The 14,396-nt window shown below is 60.7% G+C and carries 15 protein-coding genes; 10 read left to right on the plus strand and 5 right to left on the minus strand.

Annotated features, from left to right (window positions below):
- Positions 1-8: 8 nt before the first annotated feature.
- Entirely contained in the window at positions 9-986 is a 978-nt protein-coding gene (locus PQV96_RS09260) for an asparaginase (protein WP_207374114.1), read from the minus strand.
- 84 nt (positions 987-1,070) lie between these two features.
- Here PQV96_RS09260 and lexA point away from each other — a divergent pair, with 84 nt between their 5' ends.
- The 3 genes from lexA (at position 1,071) to PQV96_RS09275 (ending at position 3,493) form a co-directional block, all read left to right on the plus strand.
- The gene (lexA, locus tag PQV96_RS09265) at positions 1,071-1,745 is read left to right on the plus strand and encodes a transcriptional repressor LexA (RefSeq protein WP_044394796.1); all 675 of its coding nucleotides are present in this window, start codon (positions 1,071-1,073) and stop codon (positions 1,743-1,745) included.
- Between the two features lie 129 nt (positions 1,746-1,874).
- Positions 1,875-2,363, plus strand: a complete 489-nt coding sequence (locus tag PQV96_RS09270) for a hypothetical protein (RefSeq protein ID WP_207374134.1) — start codon at positions 1,875-1,877, stop codon at positions 2,361-2,363.
- Between the two features lie 122 nt (positions 2,364-2,485).
- Complete coding sequence (locus PQV96_RS09275; RefSeq protein WP_207374113.1) at positions 2,486-3,493, plus strand: D-2-hydroxyacid dehydrogenase family protein; 1,008 nt, start codon at positions 2,486-2,488, stop codon at positions 3,491-3,493.
- A gap of 113 nt (positions 3,494-3,606) precedes the next feature.
- Here PQV96_RS09275 and PQV96_RS09280 read toward each other — a convergent pair whose 3' ends face one another.
- From PQV96_RS09280 to PQV96_RS09295, 4 genes are all read right to left on the minus strand, one after another.
- Positions 3,607-4,737 carry a branched-chain amino acid ABC transporter substrate-binding protein gene (locus tag PQV96_RS09280; RefSeq protein WP_207374112.1) on the minus strand — a complete coding sequence of 377 codons (1,131 nt, stop codon included), beginning with the start codon at positions 4,735-4,737 and terminating at the stop codon, positions 3,607-3,609.
- Positions 4,738-4,885: 148 nt separating this feature from the next.
- Positions 4,886-5,152 (minus strand): hypothetical protein, encoded by a 267-nt coding sequence (locus PQV96_RS22320; protein ID WP_337931933.1) that lies wholly within the window; start codon positions 5,150-5,152, stop codon positions 4,886-4,888.
- Between the two features lie 193 nt (positions 5,153-5,345).
- On the minus strand, positions 5,346-5,780 hold the full coding sequence (locus PQV96_RS09290; RefSeq protein WP_207374110.1) for a DNA polymerase III subunit chi: 435 nt from the start codon (positions 5,778-5,780) through the stop codon (positions 5,346-5,348).
- A gap of 6 nt (positions 5,781-5,786) precedes the next feature.
- Entirely contained in the window at positions 5,787-7,313 is a 1,527-nt protein-coding gene (locus PQV96_RS09295; RefSeq protein ID WP_207374109.1) for a leucyl aminopeptidase, read from the minus strand.
- A gap of 23 nt (positions 7,314-7,336) precedes the next feature.
- Between PQV96_RS09295 and lptF the strand changes: the two genes are divergently transcribed.
- The 7 genes from lptF (at position 7,337) to kdpA (ending at position 14,381) form a co-directional block, all read left to right on the plus strand.
- A complete protein-coding gene (lptF, locus tag PQV96_RS09300) occupies positions 7,337-8,431 on the plus strand; it encodes an LPS export ABC transporter permease LptF (RefSeq protein ID WP_044394807.1) in 1,095 nt (364 codons plus the stop codon).
- A complete protein-coding gene (lptG, locus tag PQV96_RS09305) occupies positions 8,428-9,540 on the plus strand; it encodes an LPS export ABC transporter permease LptG (RefSeq protein WP_066694328.1) in 1,113 nt (370 codons plus the stop codon). The genes lptF and lptG overlap by 4 nt, the downstream gene beginning before the upstream one ends.
- A 46-nt stretch (positions 9,541-9,586) precedes the next feature.
- Positions 9,587-9,967, plus strand: coding sequence for a sirohydrochlorin chelatase (locus PQV96_RS09310; protein WP_198845661.1), 381 nt, complete (start codon positions 9,587-9,589; stop codon positions 9,965-9,967).
- Positions 9,968-10,070: 103 nt separating this feature from the next.
- Positions 10,071-11,012 carry a CysB family HTH-type transcriptional regulator gene (locus tag PQV96_RS09315; protein ID WP_207374106.1) on the plus strand — a complete coding sequence of 314 codons (942 nt, stop codon included), beginning with the start codon at positions 10,071-10,073 and terminating at the stop codon, positions 11,010-11,012.
- 11 nt (positions 11,013-11,023) lie between these two features.
- On the plus strand, positions 11,024-12,196 hold the full coding sequence (locus PQV96_RS09320; protein WP_207374105.1) for a pyridoxal phosphate-dependent aminotransferase: 1,173 nt from the start codon (positions 11,024-11,026) through the stop codon (positions 12,194-12,196).
- A gap of 299 nt (positions 12,197-12,495) precedes the next feature.
- Positions 12,496-12,591, plus strand: coding sequence for a K(+)-transporting ATPase subunit F (kdpF, locus tag PQV96_RS09325; RefSeq protein ID WP_043565393.1), 96 nt, complete (start codon positions 12,496-12,498; stop codon positions 12,589-12,591).
- Complete coding sequence (gene kdpA, locus PQV96_RS09330; protein ID WP_207374104.1) at positions 12,588-14,381, plus strand: potassium-transporting ATPase subunit KdpA; 1,794 nt, start codon at positions 12,588-12,590, stop codon at positions 14,379-14,381. Before kdpF ends, kdpA begins: the two co-directional genes overlap by 4 nt.
- Positions 14,382-14,396: the final 15 nt, after the last annotated feature.

Genomic DNA, 14,396 nt, shown 5'->3' on the forward strand with positions numbered 1-14,396 from the left:
GACAGAGATCAAACGCCGGAATTCTGAGCGCCCCGCTCTGCAAGCAAGTCAAGCAACAGTGCCACCCTTGCCTTGATGGGCGAGAGCCCGGCATAGCTGGGGAAGTCCCCCAAATCCCCCACCAAGGACTGACCCTGGCCGCAACGGGTTGCCTTGACAACGCGAACACCACGCTCGCTCGCGCGCAGCAACGCGTCCTTCAATTCATGGTGCAGTGATCCATTGCCCGTGGAAGCCACCACCAGGCCGTTTACCTGCGCGTCTACCAAGGCATCTACCGCACGGCCACTTGCGCCCGCGGCGCTCAGCACCACCTCAACCCAAGGCCAACCCTGCGCCGCAGGCAGATCATTCAACAGTGCTGTGTGGGTTGAATTGGCCTGCGTTGAGGGGCGCCGTACCCAGCGCACCTGGCCTTCTTCTACCCACCCGCAAGGCCCTGCCTCACCAGAGCTGAACGCATCGACCCGGTAGGGAAACGCCTTGTGAACCCAGCGCGCTTCATGGATAGCGCCTGCAGCCACAGCCAGCACGTCCCTGGCATCTGGCTCCAAGGCGACAGCCACAGCGTCCAGCAAGTTTTGCGGCCCATCGGGCGACAAAGCCGTGGCAGGACGCATGGCGCTGGTCAACACCACGGGTTTCTGGGGGCTCAAGATGCACTGCAGAAACCAAGCAGTTTCTTCGAGCGTGTCTGTGCCATGGGTAATGACAATACCGCGCACCTCGGGGTCTGCCATCGCATCCCGGCAGCCCATTGCCAGTGCACGCCACACGTCAAAATCCATGTCCTTGCTATCAATCTGCGCAACTTGTTGTGCAACCAGTTCGTGGCCTCGCAACGCCGCCTGCATGCCAGGAATATTCGCCAACAACTCGCCTATGGCGACCTCACCAGCTTTGTAGCCCACGTTGTCAGACATGGAAGCCGCCTTGCCGGCAATCGTGCCACCCGTGCCAAAAACGACGATTTTTTGCTTACTCACTTGCGCACTCCAAAAAACTGGTCAAAAATACAGTTACTGGATTAAAAAACAGTAATCAACCACCCCGCCCTTACCCACACCGCCATGCTCGACAACCCCAAACTCACGGCCCGGCAGCAGCAGATTCTGGACTTGATCCAGCACGCAATAGCGCGAACCGGTGCCCCACCCACACGGGCAGAAATTGCGACAGAGCTAGGATTCAAATCCGCAAACGCTGCTGAAGAGCATTTGCAAGCATTGGCCCGAAAAGGCGTCATTGAACTGCTCAGTGGAACCTCCCGTGGTATCCGCCTGCGCAATGACACCGTCAGGGCCATCAACGCCGCCCGTGGGCAACACTTTGCCAACCCCCTGCAGCAGGCAACCCAATTGTTTTTGCCCTTGATCGGACGCGTCGCCGCAGGCTCGCCCATTCTCGCGCAGGAACATGTGGACCAAACTTATTGCGTGGAAAACAGCCTGTTCCAGCACAAGCCTGACTATCTCCTCAAAGTCAGAGGCATGTCGATGCGCGATGCGGGGATCATGGACGGCGATCTGCTCGCTGTTCAAGCGACCAAAGAGGCGCGCAACGGTCAAATCGTGGTGGCGCGTCTGGGCGACGAAGTCACCGTGAAAAGGCTCAAGCGCACCACCAAAGGCATTGAACTGCTGCCTGAAAACCCAGATTACCCCGTCATCACAGTCCAGCCGGGCGAAGTGTTTGAAATTGAGGGGCTGGCGGTAGGTCTGATTCGCAACACCATGCTGATGTAACGCACAAGGTCAGTGCACAGGTTCCAGGTGGCGGGCGTTTGGCGCAGCAAGTTTGCTTGCGCCATCCCTGGAACATTCTGTTGTTTTCAATCCTGCCTATGTTCGTCCACCGAGTTTCGGAGAATTCACATGGGAAATGGAACCACGCCCCTTTCATCCATCCATAAGCCGCTGGCCGCAGTGACGCGCTTGTTGTCGTCGCTCAAGGGCAGCAAAAGGCACATCGGCATCGCTTCCAAGGAGATCGATGGCGATGCGCCACCCAAGCCATTGCCCACACTCGCCACCAGTCGTACGGAAGTGCACTTAACCCTGGCCAACCAAGACGCTGTGGCTACCACCGTGTCTCGCCGCAAGCAAACTTCGACACGCAAAGGTCGGCATTTGTATGTTGCGGCGAGCAAACCGATTCAAAAAGGCGAGACTGCAGACCTCTTCGCCACTCCTTCGGAGCAAGATGCCCCTGCAGGCTCAAAGCAGACCCTCAAGCCTCTTCGAATCGTTCACTCACGCGGCGGCAAAGATGAAGGCAAGCTAGTGATCTCCGGACGAATGGCAGACGTATGCGCTGAACTGGACCGTATGGCGGCCAGAGAAGCCGCTCTGGCGTACGGATGATTCAAGCTCGCTGACTGAGCACGCGGCCATGGCCCGCCAACCCGCTACATCGCGTTGCATATGGAGTTTGCGAAGCGACATCGTGCAAGGAATCGGCGGGCTCAACAAGGCACAATATCGGGATGAATATCGTTATCCTGGACGACTACCAAGACGCGGTACGCAAGCTGCATTGCGCCTCGCGGTTAGACGCCTACACAGCCAAGGTCTACACCAACACCGTCAAAGGACTGGGCCAACTTTCGGTACGGCTGAAGGACGCAGACATCATTGTGCTGATCCGGGAGCGAACCCAAATCACCCGGCAGCTGATAGAGAAACTCCCTCGACTCAAGCTGATCGCCCAGACCGGGAAGATCGGCAGTCATGTGGATGTCACGGCTTGCACCGAGCGAGGTATTGCGGTCGCTGAAGGTGTGGGCTCGCCAGTAGCGCCTGCCGAGCTGACCTGGGCTCTGGTCATGGCTGCCAGCCGCCGCCTACCCCATTACATTGCCAGTCTCAAACATGGCGCATGGCAGCAATCCGGCCTCAAAACAGCGTCTATGCCGCCCAACTTTGGGATTGGCTGCGTATTACGAGGCAAGACCCTGGGGATTTGGGGCTACGGCCGTATCGGACAGCTGGTGGCTGGCTACGGGCGAGCGTTTGGTATGAACGTCCGAATCTGGGGGCGCGAAGCCTCGAGGGCGAAAGCGCTGACCGATGGTTACCAAGCAGCCAGCACCCGTGAGGAGTTTTTTGCCCAGTGCGATGTTATTTCCCTGCATCTGCGCTTGAATGATGACACCCGCAACATCGTCTCGCTCGAAGATCTCTCATGCATGAAGCCCACGTCTTTGCTGGTGAATACATCACGCGCTGAACTCATTGAGCCCGATGCCCTGATTGCGGCACTGAACCGAGGACGCCCGGGCATGGCCGCCGTGGACGTCTTTGAGAGCGAACCCATTTTGCAAGGCCATGCGCTGCTCAGGCTGGAGAACTGCATTTGCACGCCGCACATCGGCTACGTTGAGCAGGACAGCTATGAGTTGTACTTTGGCGCTGCTTTTGACAACGTCGTGAACTTCATCAAGGGAACGCCCACCAACATCGTCAACCCTGGGGCTTTGCAAGTCCGCCGATAAATGCCCTGCTACTGAGGCACTGCGTGGCGGACTGAAACCAGTTAACGCAAAGAACAAAGGCCTTCTGCTTTCATCAAGCAGAAGGCCTTTTTAGCGAGACCGCTGAACAGGCTTTAGTTCAGAGGAGTCTTCTTGCCATCCTTGTAAACATACAGGGTGATGGCAGGGTTCTTCATTTCGCCGTTGGGTTCAAACTGGATCGTGGAAGTCACGCCCTTGAAGTTGGCCTTCAGCAACTCAGGGGTGTAGACCTTGGGGTCCCAAGAGTTGGCGCGCTTCATAGCGTCAACCAGCAGGAAGGTCGCGTCATAGGTGTAGGGGCTGTACACCTGGAACTGGTTGGGGTACTTGGCATCGTACTTGGCCTTCCAAGCCTTGCCACCGGGCATCTTGTCCAGCGAAGAGCCGCCTTCGGCGCAAACCACGTTGGCCAGTGTCTTGGCGCCCGCTGCGAGCTTGGCGATTTCGGACGTGCAGACGCCGTCACCACCAAAGTACTTGACGTTGCCCATACCCAGCTGTTCCATTTGGCGCAGCATAGGGCCAGCCTGTGGATCCATACCGCCGAAGAAAATGGCGTCTGGGTTCTTGGACTTGATGGCAGTCAGAATGGCCATGAAGTCTGTAGCCTTGTCGGTGGTGAACTGCTCGTCAACCACTTTCATGCCCTTGGCTGCAGCGGTCTTCTTGAACACGTCAGCAACGCCTTGGCCGTACGCAGTACGGTCGTCCACGATGGCGACAGTCTTGAGCTTCAGGGTGTCGGCAGCGTAGAAAGCCAGACCAGCGCCCAGTGCGTTGTCGTTGGCAATGATACGGAAGGTGGTCTTGTAACCGGGCTTGGTCAGGTTGGGGTTGGTGGCCGCGCCGGTGATGTGAGGAATGCCGCAGTCGTTATAAACCTTGGATGCGGGGATGGTGGTACCGGAGTTCAAGTGGCCCACAACGCCAGCAACCTTGGCATCGCACAGTTTCTGAGCGGCGGCAGTGCCTTGCTTCGGATCAGCAGCGTCGTCTTCAGCAACCAGTTCAAACTTGATCTTCTTGCCGCCGATGGTGACACCTTGTGCGTTCAACTCTTCAATGGCCATGCGGGCGCCATTTTCGTTGTCTTTGCCGTAGTGAGCCTGGGCGCCGGAAACAGGAGCCACGTGACCGATCTTGACCACCTGCTCTTGTGCAGAGGCAACGCCGGCAACAGCTGCGATAGCAGCAACCACGGTCAGTTTCAACTTCAATTGCATATCAATCTCCAGTAAAGGTAAACGCTGAGAATTGTTCTTGTGTCTCAACGCAGTGGAACATATCGCAATTTACAGGCCAGCTCATTAGGGAACACGATTAAATGCAGTGCGAAACCACAGGGGATTACCCTGTTACCGTTGCGCCAAGTCACTTTTGACCCGATGCCAGCTCGTCTGCAACGGCTTCATATACGGCGTGGCGCACCACCGATTCGATTTCTTCGCGCAGCCGCGGAAGCACCGATCTGGTTTGCTCCTGCACCACCGTGGCGATCGCCTCGCGCAACCTTTGGTCAAGCACTACATCCACGCGCTGCATGACGCGATGAATCATGTATTCCTCGACGCCATCCGGCATGCGCTGGGCGGGCGGCAGCGGGCTTGTGGCCGCCGGTGAAGGGACTGCAGCGGGCATTACTGGCGGTCTCTCAACCACACTGGCCGGGGCTGCCCGCACTGGCGCTATAGGGCGGGTTGCAGGCCCCGGGGAGGCTGGAGGCATGACCGGTGCAGCCGCAGGCCGTGGGGCACCAGCCACAGGTGCTTGCACCACTTCGGTGAGGGTTGGAACAAACTTCGGAGGCACCCGCGGAGTAGAGGTTGCCATATCAACCTCCTTTCAGCACCAAGTCATGTCGGGCAATGGCATAGCCGCGAGAGGCGTATTGCTTCCAACGCAATCGAGCATGCCCCCGATCCTGCTCATCGACCGAACTCACCACCTCGATCAAACGCAAGAAACGCTCGAAACCGGCCGGCACCTGGCTATCCAGATTCAAAAGCACTTCGTGGTGCGGAACCTGGTGCAGCTCGCTGGCCAGCACGACCGGGGTGGCGGCAAGTTGGTCTTCATCAGCATCGGCAAAGCAATGGGCGACAAAGTCCTGCGGCGAAAAAGACCAGAGCATGCGGTCCAGCTCAGTCAGCACAGGCCGTGGGGCAAGGATCACCAACCGGGCGCCCGCGCGCTGGGCCTTGCGTGCAAAGCGGCACGCATAGGCGAGCTTGTCCGGGGCGTTGAAGTGGAAGGCAATCTCTGTCATCTCTTCTTACTTGGCAGAAGGTGCCCGCCGCACGGTTTTGACAGCCTTGGCGCGCACTGTGGCGGCAGGCTTGGACTTGGCAGTGGCAGCAGCGTTGCTGGCGTGAGCGAGCAGGTACTGCAGCAGCAGCCCCACAGGGCGCCCCGTGGAGCCCTTGGCTGCGCCGCCCTTCCAGGCCGTGCCTGCGATATCCAAGTGTGCCCAAGGCAAGTCGCCCACAAATTTCTGCAGGAACTTGGCAGCAGTGATGGAGCCACCAGCCCGCCCTGCCACGTTGCCCATGTCGGCAAAATTGCTCTTGAGTCCCTCGGCGTATTCATCGTCGAGGGGCATGCGCCAGCACGGGTCGAGAGACGCTTCACCGGCTTGGTGCAGCGCTTGCGCCAGCTCATCACGGTTGGCATACAAGCCGCTGCGCACCCCGCCCAGCGCAATCACACAGGCGCCAGTCAACGTCGCAATGTCCACGATCGCTGCAGGCTTGAAGCGCGCCGCATAGGTGAGCGCATCGCACAGCACCAAGCGTCCTTCGGCATCGGTATTGAGAATCTCGATGGTCTGTCCGCTCATGCTGGTGACCACGTCACCGGGCTTCACTGCACGGCCGTCGGGCATGTTTTCGCACGCCGGGATCAAACCCACCACGTTCAATGTGGGCTGTAGCTCGGCCAGTGCCTTGAACACCCCCAACACACTGGCCGCCCCGCACATATCAAACTTCATCTCGTCCATTTCGCCCGCAGGCTTGATGGAGATACCGCCCGTGTCAAAGGTAATGCCTTTGCCCACTAAAACGACGGCAGGCACATCCTTGTCGGCACCACGGTAGTGCAGTTCAATGAAGCGCAGGGGTTGTTCGGTGCCTTGGGCAACCGCCATGAAAGCGCCCATGCCCAGCTTGGCCACTTCCGCCGGACCGTACACCTTGCACTGCACACGGGGTTGCTTGGCCAAAGCCTTGGCCGCATCGGCCAGCATGGTGGGGGTGGCGTAATTGGCGGGCCGGTTTCCCCATTCGCGGGCCAGTTCAATACCTGCGACCAACGCAACTCCGGCATCAAATTCCGCACGGGCTGCAGCCACATCGGCTACCCCCACCACACAGCGGGTCAGCGCGCGCGCTTCGGCTTTGGACTTGGTGGTGGTGTAGACATAGCTAGCCTCTGCCACCGCCTGCACCGCAATGCTGACGTGGGAAGCTGCCAGCGGCGATGCAGACACCACCACCATGCGCTTGATCTGAGGCCCTTTGAGCAAACCAGACAAAGACAGCACCGCTTGCCGCGCAGCGCGCGCCGAGCCGTCACCCGTTCCGAGAAACACCACGCGCTTTGCAGCCGCTGCCGGGGTCCCGTAGCACTGCAGGTGTTTGCCAACCTTGGCGCTGAAGTCCCCCTGCTTGGTCGCCTGCGCCACCAGGGCCGACAACGCATCCCGGCCAGGCTTGAACTCCTCTGGCACCAAAATAGCCAGCAAGTCGCATTTTTCGATGGCGGCCGCTTCCAAATCCAGTTTCTTCAGATCAAAGTTCATAATCGGTGTTTTCCTTCGAGCCAATGTTATTCGATTCATCTATTCGCAAGGAGCTGGCGCGCAGCTTCGGCGCGACGCTGGTGGTGCTGGTCACAGTCGTGATGACCATGATGCTGATCCGCACCCTCGGGCAGGCCTCCCGTGGCAGCGTCAATCCCTCAGACGTCATGTTGGTGATGGGGTTCACCGTGCTCGGCCAGCTGCCCATCATTCTCAGCCTGAGCCTGTTCGTTGCGGTGGTCAGCACCCTTTCCAGAATGTACCGCGACAGCGAAATGGTCATCTGGTTTGCCAGTGGGCGCGGCCTGGCCAGCTTGCTGCGCCCCTTGCTGCGATTCGCCTGGCCTGTCATGGCTGTCATCGCTGTGCTGTCGCTGGCGGTATGGCCCTGGTCCAACACACAGATTCAGGAGCTGAAGACACGTTACGAGCGGCGCAGCGACATTGACCGTATTGCCCCGGGTGAATTCCAGGAATCGGCCAACGGCACCAGGGTGTTCTTCATCGACAAGGACACTCCTGATGAACAAGCGGGCAACAACATCTTCATCGCGACCTCGACGGGTGACAAAGAGACCGTGACCAGCGCCCGCAGCGCCCGCATGGAAATTCGTGGGGAAGACCGGATTGCCGTGCTCAGTAACGGCCAGCGGCTGGAAACCACCCGCAACCAGCCGGGGTTGAAGATCAGCGAATTTGAGGAATATTCGACCCGCATCGGCTCAGCCCCGCCCGGTGCAGCGGAAGAGTTTTCTGTCAAAACCCGCTCGACCCCTGCCCTGCTGGCGCAACCCGTGCCTGTGCACATGGCAGAGTTGGGCTGGCGCGTAGGGCTGGCACTGGCTGCGCTCAATTTCGTCGTGCTGGGGCTGGCCCTGGCCAGCGCCAACCCCCGTGCCGCGCGCAGCACCAGCATGGTGCTGGCACTGTTTGCCTTCATTGTTTACTACAACCTCATGACGCTGGGCCAAAGCTGGGTGGGCTCTGGGCGCATGGGTCTGGTGCCGTTCATGGCTCTGCTGCATGGCGGCACGCTAGGAGCAGGCATGCTTTTGTTGGCGATACGGCACAACCAATGGACGCCCCGCCGCCTTTGGGCACAAAGGAGCCCCGCTTGAATACCCTGCGCCGCATGATTCACCGCGAAGCCGTGTTCGCGGTTGCGTTTGTCACGATGGGCTTTCTGGCCCTGTTCTTTTTCTTCGATTTGGTCGATGAACTGCGCTGGATTGGCCGCACGGGGTCAGACGGCTACCAGCTGTCCCATGCCCTGCTGTTTGTCGCGCTCAGCATTCCCAGCCATTTGTATGAGTTGCTGCCCATCACCGTGCTCATCGGCACCATTTTTGTGATGGCGCGCCTGGCGCAGAGCTCTGAATTCACCATCATGCGCACCAGCGGCATGGGCCCCTGGCTGGCATTGCGCACGCTGCTCACACTGGGTGGCTTCTTTGTGCTGCTGACCTTTGCTGTGGGTGACTACCTTGCTCCGCTCACCGACAAAGCGGCCCAGCTGATCAAGGTGCGCCACCTGGGCAAACTCAGCTCGGGTGCCACCGGGGCGTGGCTCAAGGCGCGCCAGGACGACCACTCCTTCGCCGTCAACGTGCGTGCCATCGGCGCCGATGGCGGGCTGATCGACGTGCGCATCTTTGAGTTTGACGAGCAGGGCAAGATCGCCTCGCAAACCCGTGCAGCAACAGGACAAGTGCAGGGTTCGGACGACGCCGCCTGGGTGCTGCGCGATGTGCAGCGCAGCGTCTTTCACCAACGCGCGGCGGATGAAGCCCAGGTAGAGCACCAAAAACTGCCAGAGTGGCGCTGGCCCACCAACATCAGTGCCGACATGATTGCCGCATCGCTGCTCAAGCCTGACCGCATGGCGACGTTTGATCTGTTCCAGTACATCCGCCATCTGGACGACAACGGGCAGTCCGCGCAGCGTTATGAAATCGAGTTTTGGCGCAAGGTCTTCTACCCCTTGAGCTGCCTGGTCATGGTGGTTTTGGCGCTGCCCTTCGCATACCTGCACTTTCGCTCAGGCAGCATTGCAGGCTATGTTTTCGGGGGCGTCATGGCGGGCATCAGCTTCTTTTTGCTCAACAACGTGTTTGGCTACGCCGGCAACCTGCAAAACTGGTCTCCCTGGCTCACCGCTGCCGCGCCGGGGCTCATTTACTCTGTGTTGTCACTGGCCGCCTTTGGCTGGCTGGTGCTAAGGCGCTAGCCAGGCGCAGCCCATTTTGGCGCGCTAATTCTTTGATTCCACATCCATGACCGAGCCCACTTCTGCTGTCGTTCTTTTTTCGCACGGCTCTCGCGATCCCCTCTGGCGCGCGCCCATTGAAGCAGTGGCTGCGCGCATCAAGGCAGACCACCCAGCGCGCCCGGTGGTTTGCGCCTATCTGGAACTGAGCGAGCCTCCATTGGCACAAGCGGTGGCAGGCCTGGTAGAGGCAGGCGCAACCCATGTCACCGTGGTGCCCATGTTCCTGGGCACCGGCAAGCACGCCCGCGAAGACCTGCCCGTCCTGGTGCAGCAACTGCGGGACAACCACCCCCAGGTGGCCATTCATGTGCAACCCGCCATTGGCGAAGACCCGCGCATGACGGCCTTGATGGCCGACATTGCCTGCGAACGCCCCGCTGCCTGAAACGCAATACGGCCAGCGCTACAGGTTGCGCTCTTGGGCGAATCCGCGTCAGTTCTTTAGATGAATGAAGCATAATGATGCAAATCTTTAGCCTTCATCAGATATGAACCTGCACCAATTCCGCTTCGTGCAAGAAGCCGCCCGCCGCAATCTCAATCTGACCGAAGCTGCCAAAGCCCTGCACACCTCCCAGCCGGGCGTGTCCAAGGCCATCATTGAGCTAGAAGAAGAGCTGGGCGTGGACATCTTTGCCCGCCACGGCAAGCGCCTCAAGCGCATCACCGAGCCCGGCCAGCATGTGCTGCAGAGCATCGAAATCATCATGCGCGAGGTGGGCAACCTCAAGCGCATCGGTGAGCAGTTCAGCGCCCAGGACAGCGGTACCCTGAGCATTGCCACCACCCACACCCAGGCCCGCTACGTGCTGCCCGTGCCCGTGGCCCGCCTGCGCGAGTCCTACCCCAAGGTCAATATCAGCCTGCACCAAGCCACACCGCACGAAGTAGCCCGCATGATCATTGACGAGGTGGCCGAAATCGGCATGGCCACCGAATCCCTGGCCGACTACCCCGAGCTCGTCACCCTGCCCTGCTATGAATGGCAGCACGTGCTGGTGGTCCCCAACGGCCACCCGCTGGCACAGAAAGAACGCATCGGCCTGGACGACCTGGCGCACGAGGCCCTCATCACCTACCACCCCTCCTTCACCGGGCGCGGCAAGATCGACCATGCCTTTGCCGCGCGCAAGCTCATGCCCCGCATCGTGCTGGAGGCGATTGACTCCGACGTGATCAAGACCTACGTGCGCCTGGGCCTGGGCATTGGCATCGTGGCCGAGATGGCCATGCGCGACGACCCGCTGGGCGACCTGGTGGTGCGCCCCGTGGGCCATCTGTTTGGGCAAAGCGTGGCCCGCGTGGCCTTCAAGCGCGGCGCATACCTGCGCAATTTCGTCTATAAATTTGCCGAACTGCTCAGCGACCGCCTGAGCCGTGAACTGATCGCCCGGGCCATGACCGGCCATGTGAACGACTACGAATTCTGACCCGCCCCACCATGACCAACGCCACTTCTGCCGCCCGCACGCCCGCCTTTCCCAGCAAGCTGCCCAATGTGGGCACCACCATCTTCACGGTGATGTCCGCCCTGGCCACCGAGTACAACGCCGTCAACCTGGGGCAAGGCTTTCCAGACTTTGAATGCGCCCCTGAACTGGTGGACGCCGTCACCCAGGCCATGAAGGCCGGCCACAACCAATACCCGCCCATGCCCGGCGTGCCCGCACTGCGCGAAGCCGTGGCACGCAAGATCGAGGCACTGCATGGCCGCGCCTACCACCCCGGCACAGAAATCACCATCACCGCCGGGGCCACGCAGGCCATCATCACCGCTATCCTGGCCATCGTGCACGCGGGTGATGAGGTGATCGTGCTCGACCCCTGCTACGACAGCTACGTGCCCAACATCGAGCTGGCAGGCGGCAAGGCCGTGCGCGTGCCCCTCACGCCCGGCACCTTCCGCCCCGACTTTGCCAAGATCAGCGCTGCCATCACGCCACGCACACGGGCCATCATCATCAACAGCCCGCACAACCCCAGCGCCACCATCTGGACGGCTGAGGAAATGCGCCAGCTCGAAGCCCTGCTCGCGCCCACCGACATCCTGCTCATCAGCGATGAGGTGTACGAACACATGGTGTTTGACGGTGCCGAACACCAAAGCGCCGCACGCTTTGCAGGCCTGGCCGCCCGCGCATTCATCGTGTCCAGCTTTGGCAAGACCTTCCACGTCACGGGCTGGAAAGTGGGCACCGTGGCGGCACCGGCAGCACTGACGGCCGAATTCCGCAAGGTGCACCAGTTCAACGTGTTCACCGTCAACACCCCCATGCAGCATGGCCTGGCCGCCTACCTGCAAGACCCCACGCCCTACCTGCAGTTGCCTGCGTTCTACCAGGCCAAACGCGACCTGTTCCGCCAGGGGTTGCAAGGCTCGCGCTTCAAGCTGCTGCCCAGCACCGGAAGCTACTTCCAGTGCGTCGATATTTCAGACGTGAGCGATCTGGGCGAAGCCGATTTCTGCCAGTGGCTCACCCGTGAGGTGGGCGTGGCTGCCATTCCCCTCTCGGCTTTCTACGCCGATGGGTTTGACCAGCGCGTGGTGCGCTTTTGCTTTGCAAAAAAAGACGAAACCCTGCGCGCCGCGCTGGAGCGCCTGCGCAAGCTCTGATTTCCCACTACATATAAAAATTGACTGCAGCGCTTATGAATCAAGCGCAGACAGCTATTATTTTTGAAATTCCCGATTTCAGCGCCATCTGAAACCCCGCCTGTCTTGATGCTTTCTTGATACCGCCTTCGCACCTCTTAAACCCATCTTGATGCGGGCATTCCTAGCATCGGTCCATGTATCAAGGAGAAGCACATGGACTGGGTTTTTATGGCAATCGGCGGCGCGCTGTGGCTAGCCGCTTATGGCTTAGCCAAAGGCTGCGCACGGCTGCAAAAGCAGGCGCAAGGGGGGCGGTCATGACCAGCGGCTGGATGATTCTGGCGGCCGTGCTGGCTGCAGGCCTCTTGGTTTACCTGATCGCGGTGCTGCTGCGGCCGGAGGACTTTTCATGAGCACCGGTGCCTGGCTGCAACTGGCAGTGTTTTTGGCACTGCTGCTGGCGCTGGCTTGGCCGCTGGCGCGCTACATCGACACGGTGATGGCGGGACGCTTTGCCCTGGGGCGGCGGCTGGAAGGGCCGCTGTTCCGACTGGCAGGCGTGCAGCCCGATGAAGAAACCGGCTGGCTGCGCTACGCGCTGGGCCTGCTGGTGTTCAACGGCCTGGGCGTGCTGGCCGTGTATGCGCTGCAGCGCTGGCAAGCGGTGCTGCCGCTCAACCCGCAGGGCATGGCTGCGGTAGCTCCGGACTCGGCCTTCAACACGGCCATCAGTTTTGTCACCAACACCAACTGGCAAGGCTACGGCGGCGAGAGCACCATGAGCTACCTCACGCAGATGCTGGCGCTGACGGTGCAGAACTTTCTGTCTGCCGCGACGGGCTTGGTGGTGGTCATCGCGCTTGTGCGCGGGTTTTCAAGGCACTCTGCACAATCCATCGGCAATGTGTGGGCCGACCTGACCCGTGCCACGCTGTGGGTGCTGCTGCCCCTGTCGCTGGTGCTGGCCGTGGTGTTTGCAGGCCAGGGCGTGATCCAGAACTTATCGCCCTATACCGAAGTGCAGACGCTGGAGCCCGTGCACTACGAAGCCCCCAAGCTGGATGCTGCCGGGCAGCCTGTGCTGGACACAAAGGGCGCCCCGGTCACCGAGCCCGTCACGCAAAGCACCCAAACCCTGGGCATGGGCCCCGTGGCCTCGCAACTGGCCATCAAGATGCTGGGCACCAACGGCGGTGGCTTCTTCAACGCCAACTCGGCCCACCCGTTCGAGAACCCCTCGGCCGCCAGCAACCTGTTGCAGATGCTAGCGATCTTCCTCATCCCCGCCGCGCTGTGCCTGGTGTTTGGCCGCATGGTGGGCGATGAGCGCCAGGGCTGGACGATTCTGGCCACGATGAGCCTGCTCTTCGTGGTCGCAGTAGTGGCAACCACCGCTTTCGAGCAGCAAGGCAACCCGCTGCTGGCATCGCTGGGTGTGGACCAGGCCGCCAGCGCCCTGCAGGCAGGCGGCAACATGGAAGGCAAGGAAACGCGCTTTGGCATTGCCACCTCGGCCCTGTTCGCAGTGATCACCACAGCCGCCAGCTGCGGCGCGGTGATTGCGATGCACGACAGCTTCACCCCCCTCGGCGGCATGGTGCCCATGGTGCTGATGCAGATGGGCGAGGTGGTGTTTGGCGGTGTCGGCTCGGGCCTGTACGGCATGCTGGTGTTCGCCATCATGGCGGTGTTCATTGCCGGGCTGATGATTGGCCGCACGCCCGAATACCTGGGCAAGAAGATCGAGGCACACGAGATGAAGCTTGTGTCCATTGCGATCCTCATCACCCCGCTGCTGGTGCTGCTGGGCACCGCCGTGGCGGTGATGAGCGAGGCAGGCCGCGCTGGCCTGGCCAACCCGGGCGCGCATGGGTTCAGCCAGGTGCTGTATGCGCTGTCTTCTGCCGCCAACAACAACGGCAGCGCCTTTGCGGGCCTGTCGGCCAACACACCCTTCTACAACGTGCTGCTGGCCATAGCCATGTGGCTGGGCCGCTTTGGCGTGATCGTGCCGGTGCTGGCCATGGCCGGGTCCCTCGCCGCCAAGAAGCGCGCCACGGCCACCGATGGCACCTTGCCCACCCACGGCCCGCTGTTTGTGGCGCTGCTGGCAGGCGTGGTGCTGCTGGTGGGCTTGCTGAACTATGTGCCAGCCCTCGCGCTGGGCCCGGTAGTCGAGCACCTAGTGCTGACCACACGCTGAAGAAATGGCACGGAG

This window comes from Acidovorax temperans (assembly GCF_028596105.1).
GTDB lineage: Bacteria > Pseudomonadota > Gammaproteobacteria > Burkholderiales > Burkholderiaceae_C > Acidovorax > Acidovorax temperans.

Bases quoted from the DNA above. Each gene is read 5' to 3' on its own strand.
- PQV96_RS09270 (WP_207374134.1), top strand. From the start codon at position 1,875: ATGGGAAATGGAACCACGCCCCTTTCATCCATCCATAAGCCGCTGGCC.
- PQV96_RS22320 (WP_337931933.1), bottom strand. From the start codon at position 5,152: ATGCCCGCTGCAGTCCCTTCACCGGCGGCCACAAGCCCGCTGCCGCCC.
- PQV96_RS09320 (WP_207374105.1), top strand. From the start codon at position 11,024: ATGACCAACGCCACTTCTGCCGCCCGCACGCCCGCCTTTCCCAGCAAG.
- kdpF (WP_043565393.1), top strand. From the start codon at position 12,496: ATGACCAGCGGCTGGATGATTCTGGCGGCCGTGCTGGCTGCAGGCCTC.
- lptF (WP_044394807.1), top strand. From the start codon at position 7,337: ATGTTATTCGATTCATCTATTCGCAAGGAGCTGGCGCGCAGCTTCGGC.
- PQV96_RS09310 (WP_198845661.1), top strand. From the start codon at position 9,587: ATGACCGAGCCCACTTCTGCTGTCGTTCTTTTTTCGCACGGCTCTCGC.
- PQV96_RS09275 (WP_207374113.1), top strand. From the start codon at position 2,486: ATGAATATCGTTATCCTGGACGACTACCAAGACGCGGTACGCAAGCTG.
- kdpA (WP_207374104.1), top strand. From the start codon at position 12,588: ATGAGCACCGGTGCCTGGCTGCAACTGGCAGTGTTTTTGGCACTGCTG.
- PQV96_RS09280 (WP_207374112.1), bottom strand. From the start codon at position 4,737: ATGCAATTGAAGTTGAAACTGACCGTGGTTGCTGCTATCGCAGCTGTT.
- PQV96_RS09315 (WP_207374106.1), top strand. From the start codon at position 10,071: ATGAACCTGCACCAATTCCGCTTCGTGCAAGAAGCCGCCCGCCGCAAT.
- PQV96_RS09290 (WP_207374110.1), bottom strand. From the start codon at position 5,780: ATGACAGAGATTGCCTTCCACTTCAACGCCCCGGACAAGCTCGCCTAT.
- PQV96_RS09295 (WP_207374109.1), bottom strand. From the start codon at position 7,313: ATGAACTTTGATCTGAAGAAACTGGATTTGGAAGCGGCCGCCATCGAA.
- lexA (WP_044394796.1), top strand. From the start codon at position 1,071: ATGCTCGACAACCCCAAACTCACGGCCCGGCAGCAGCAGATTCTGGAC.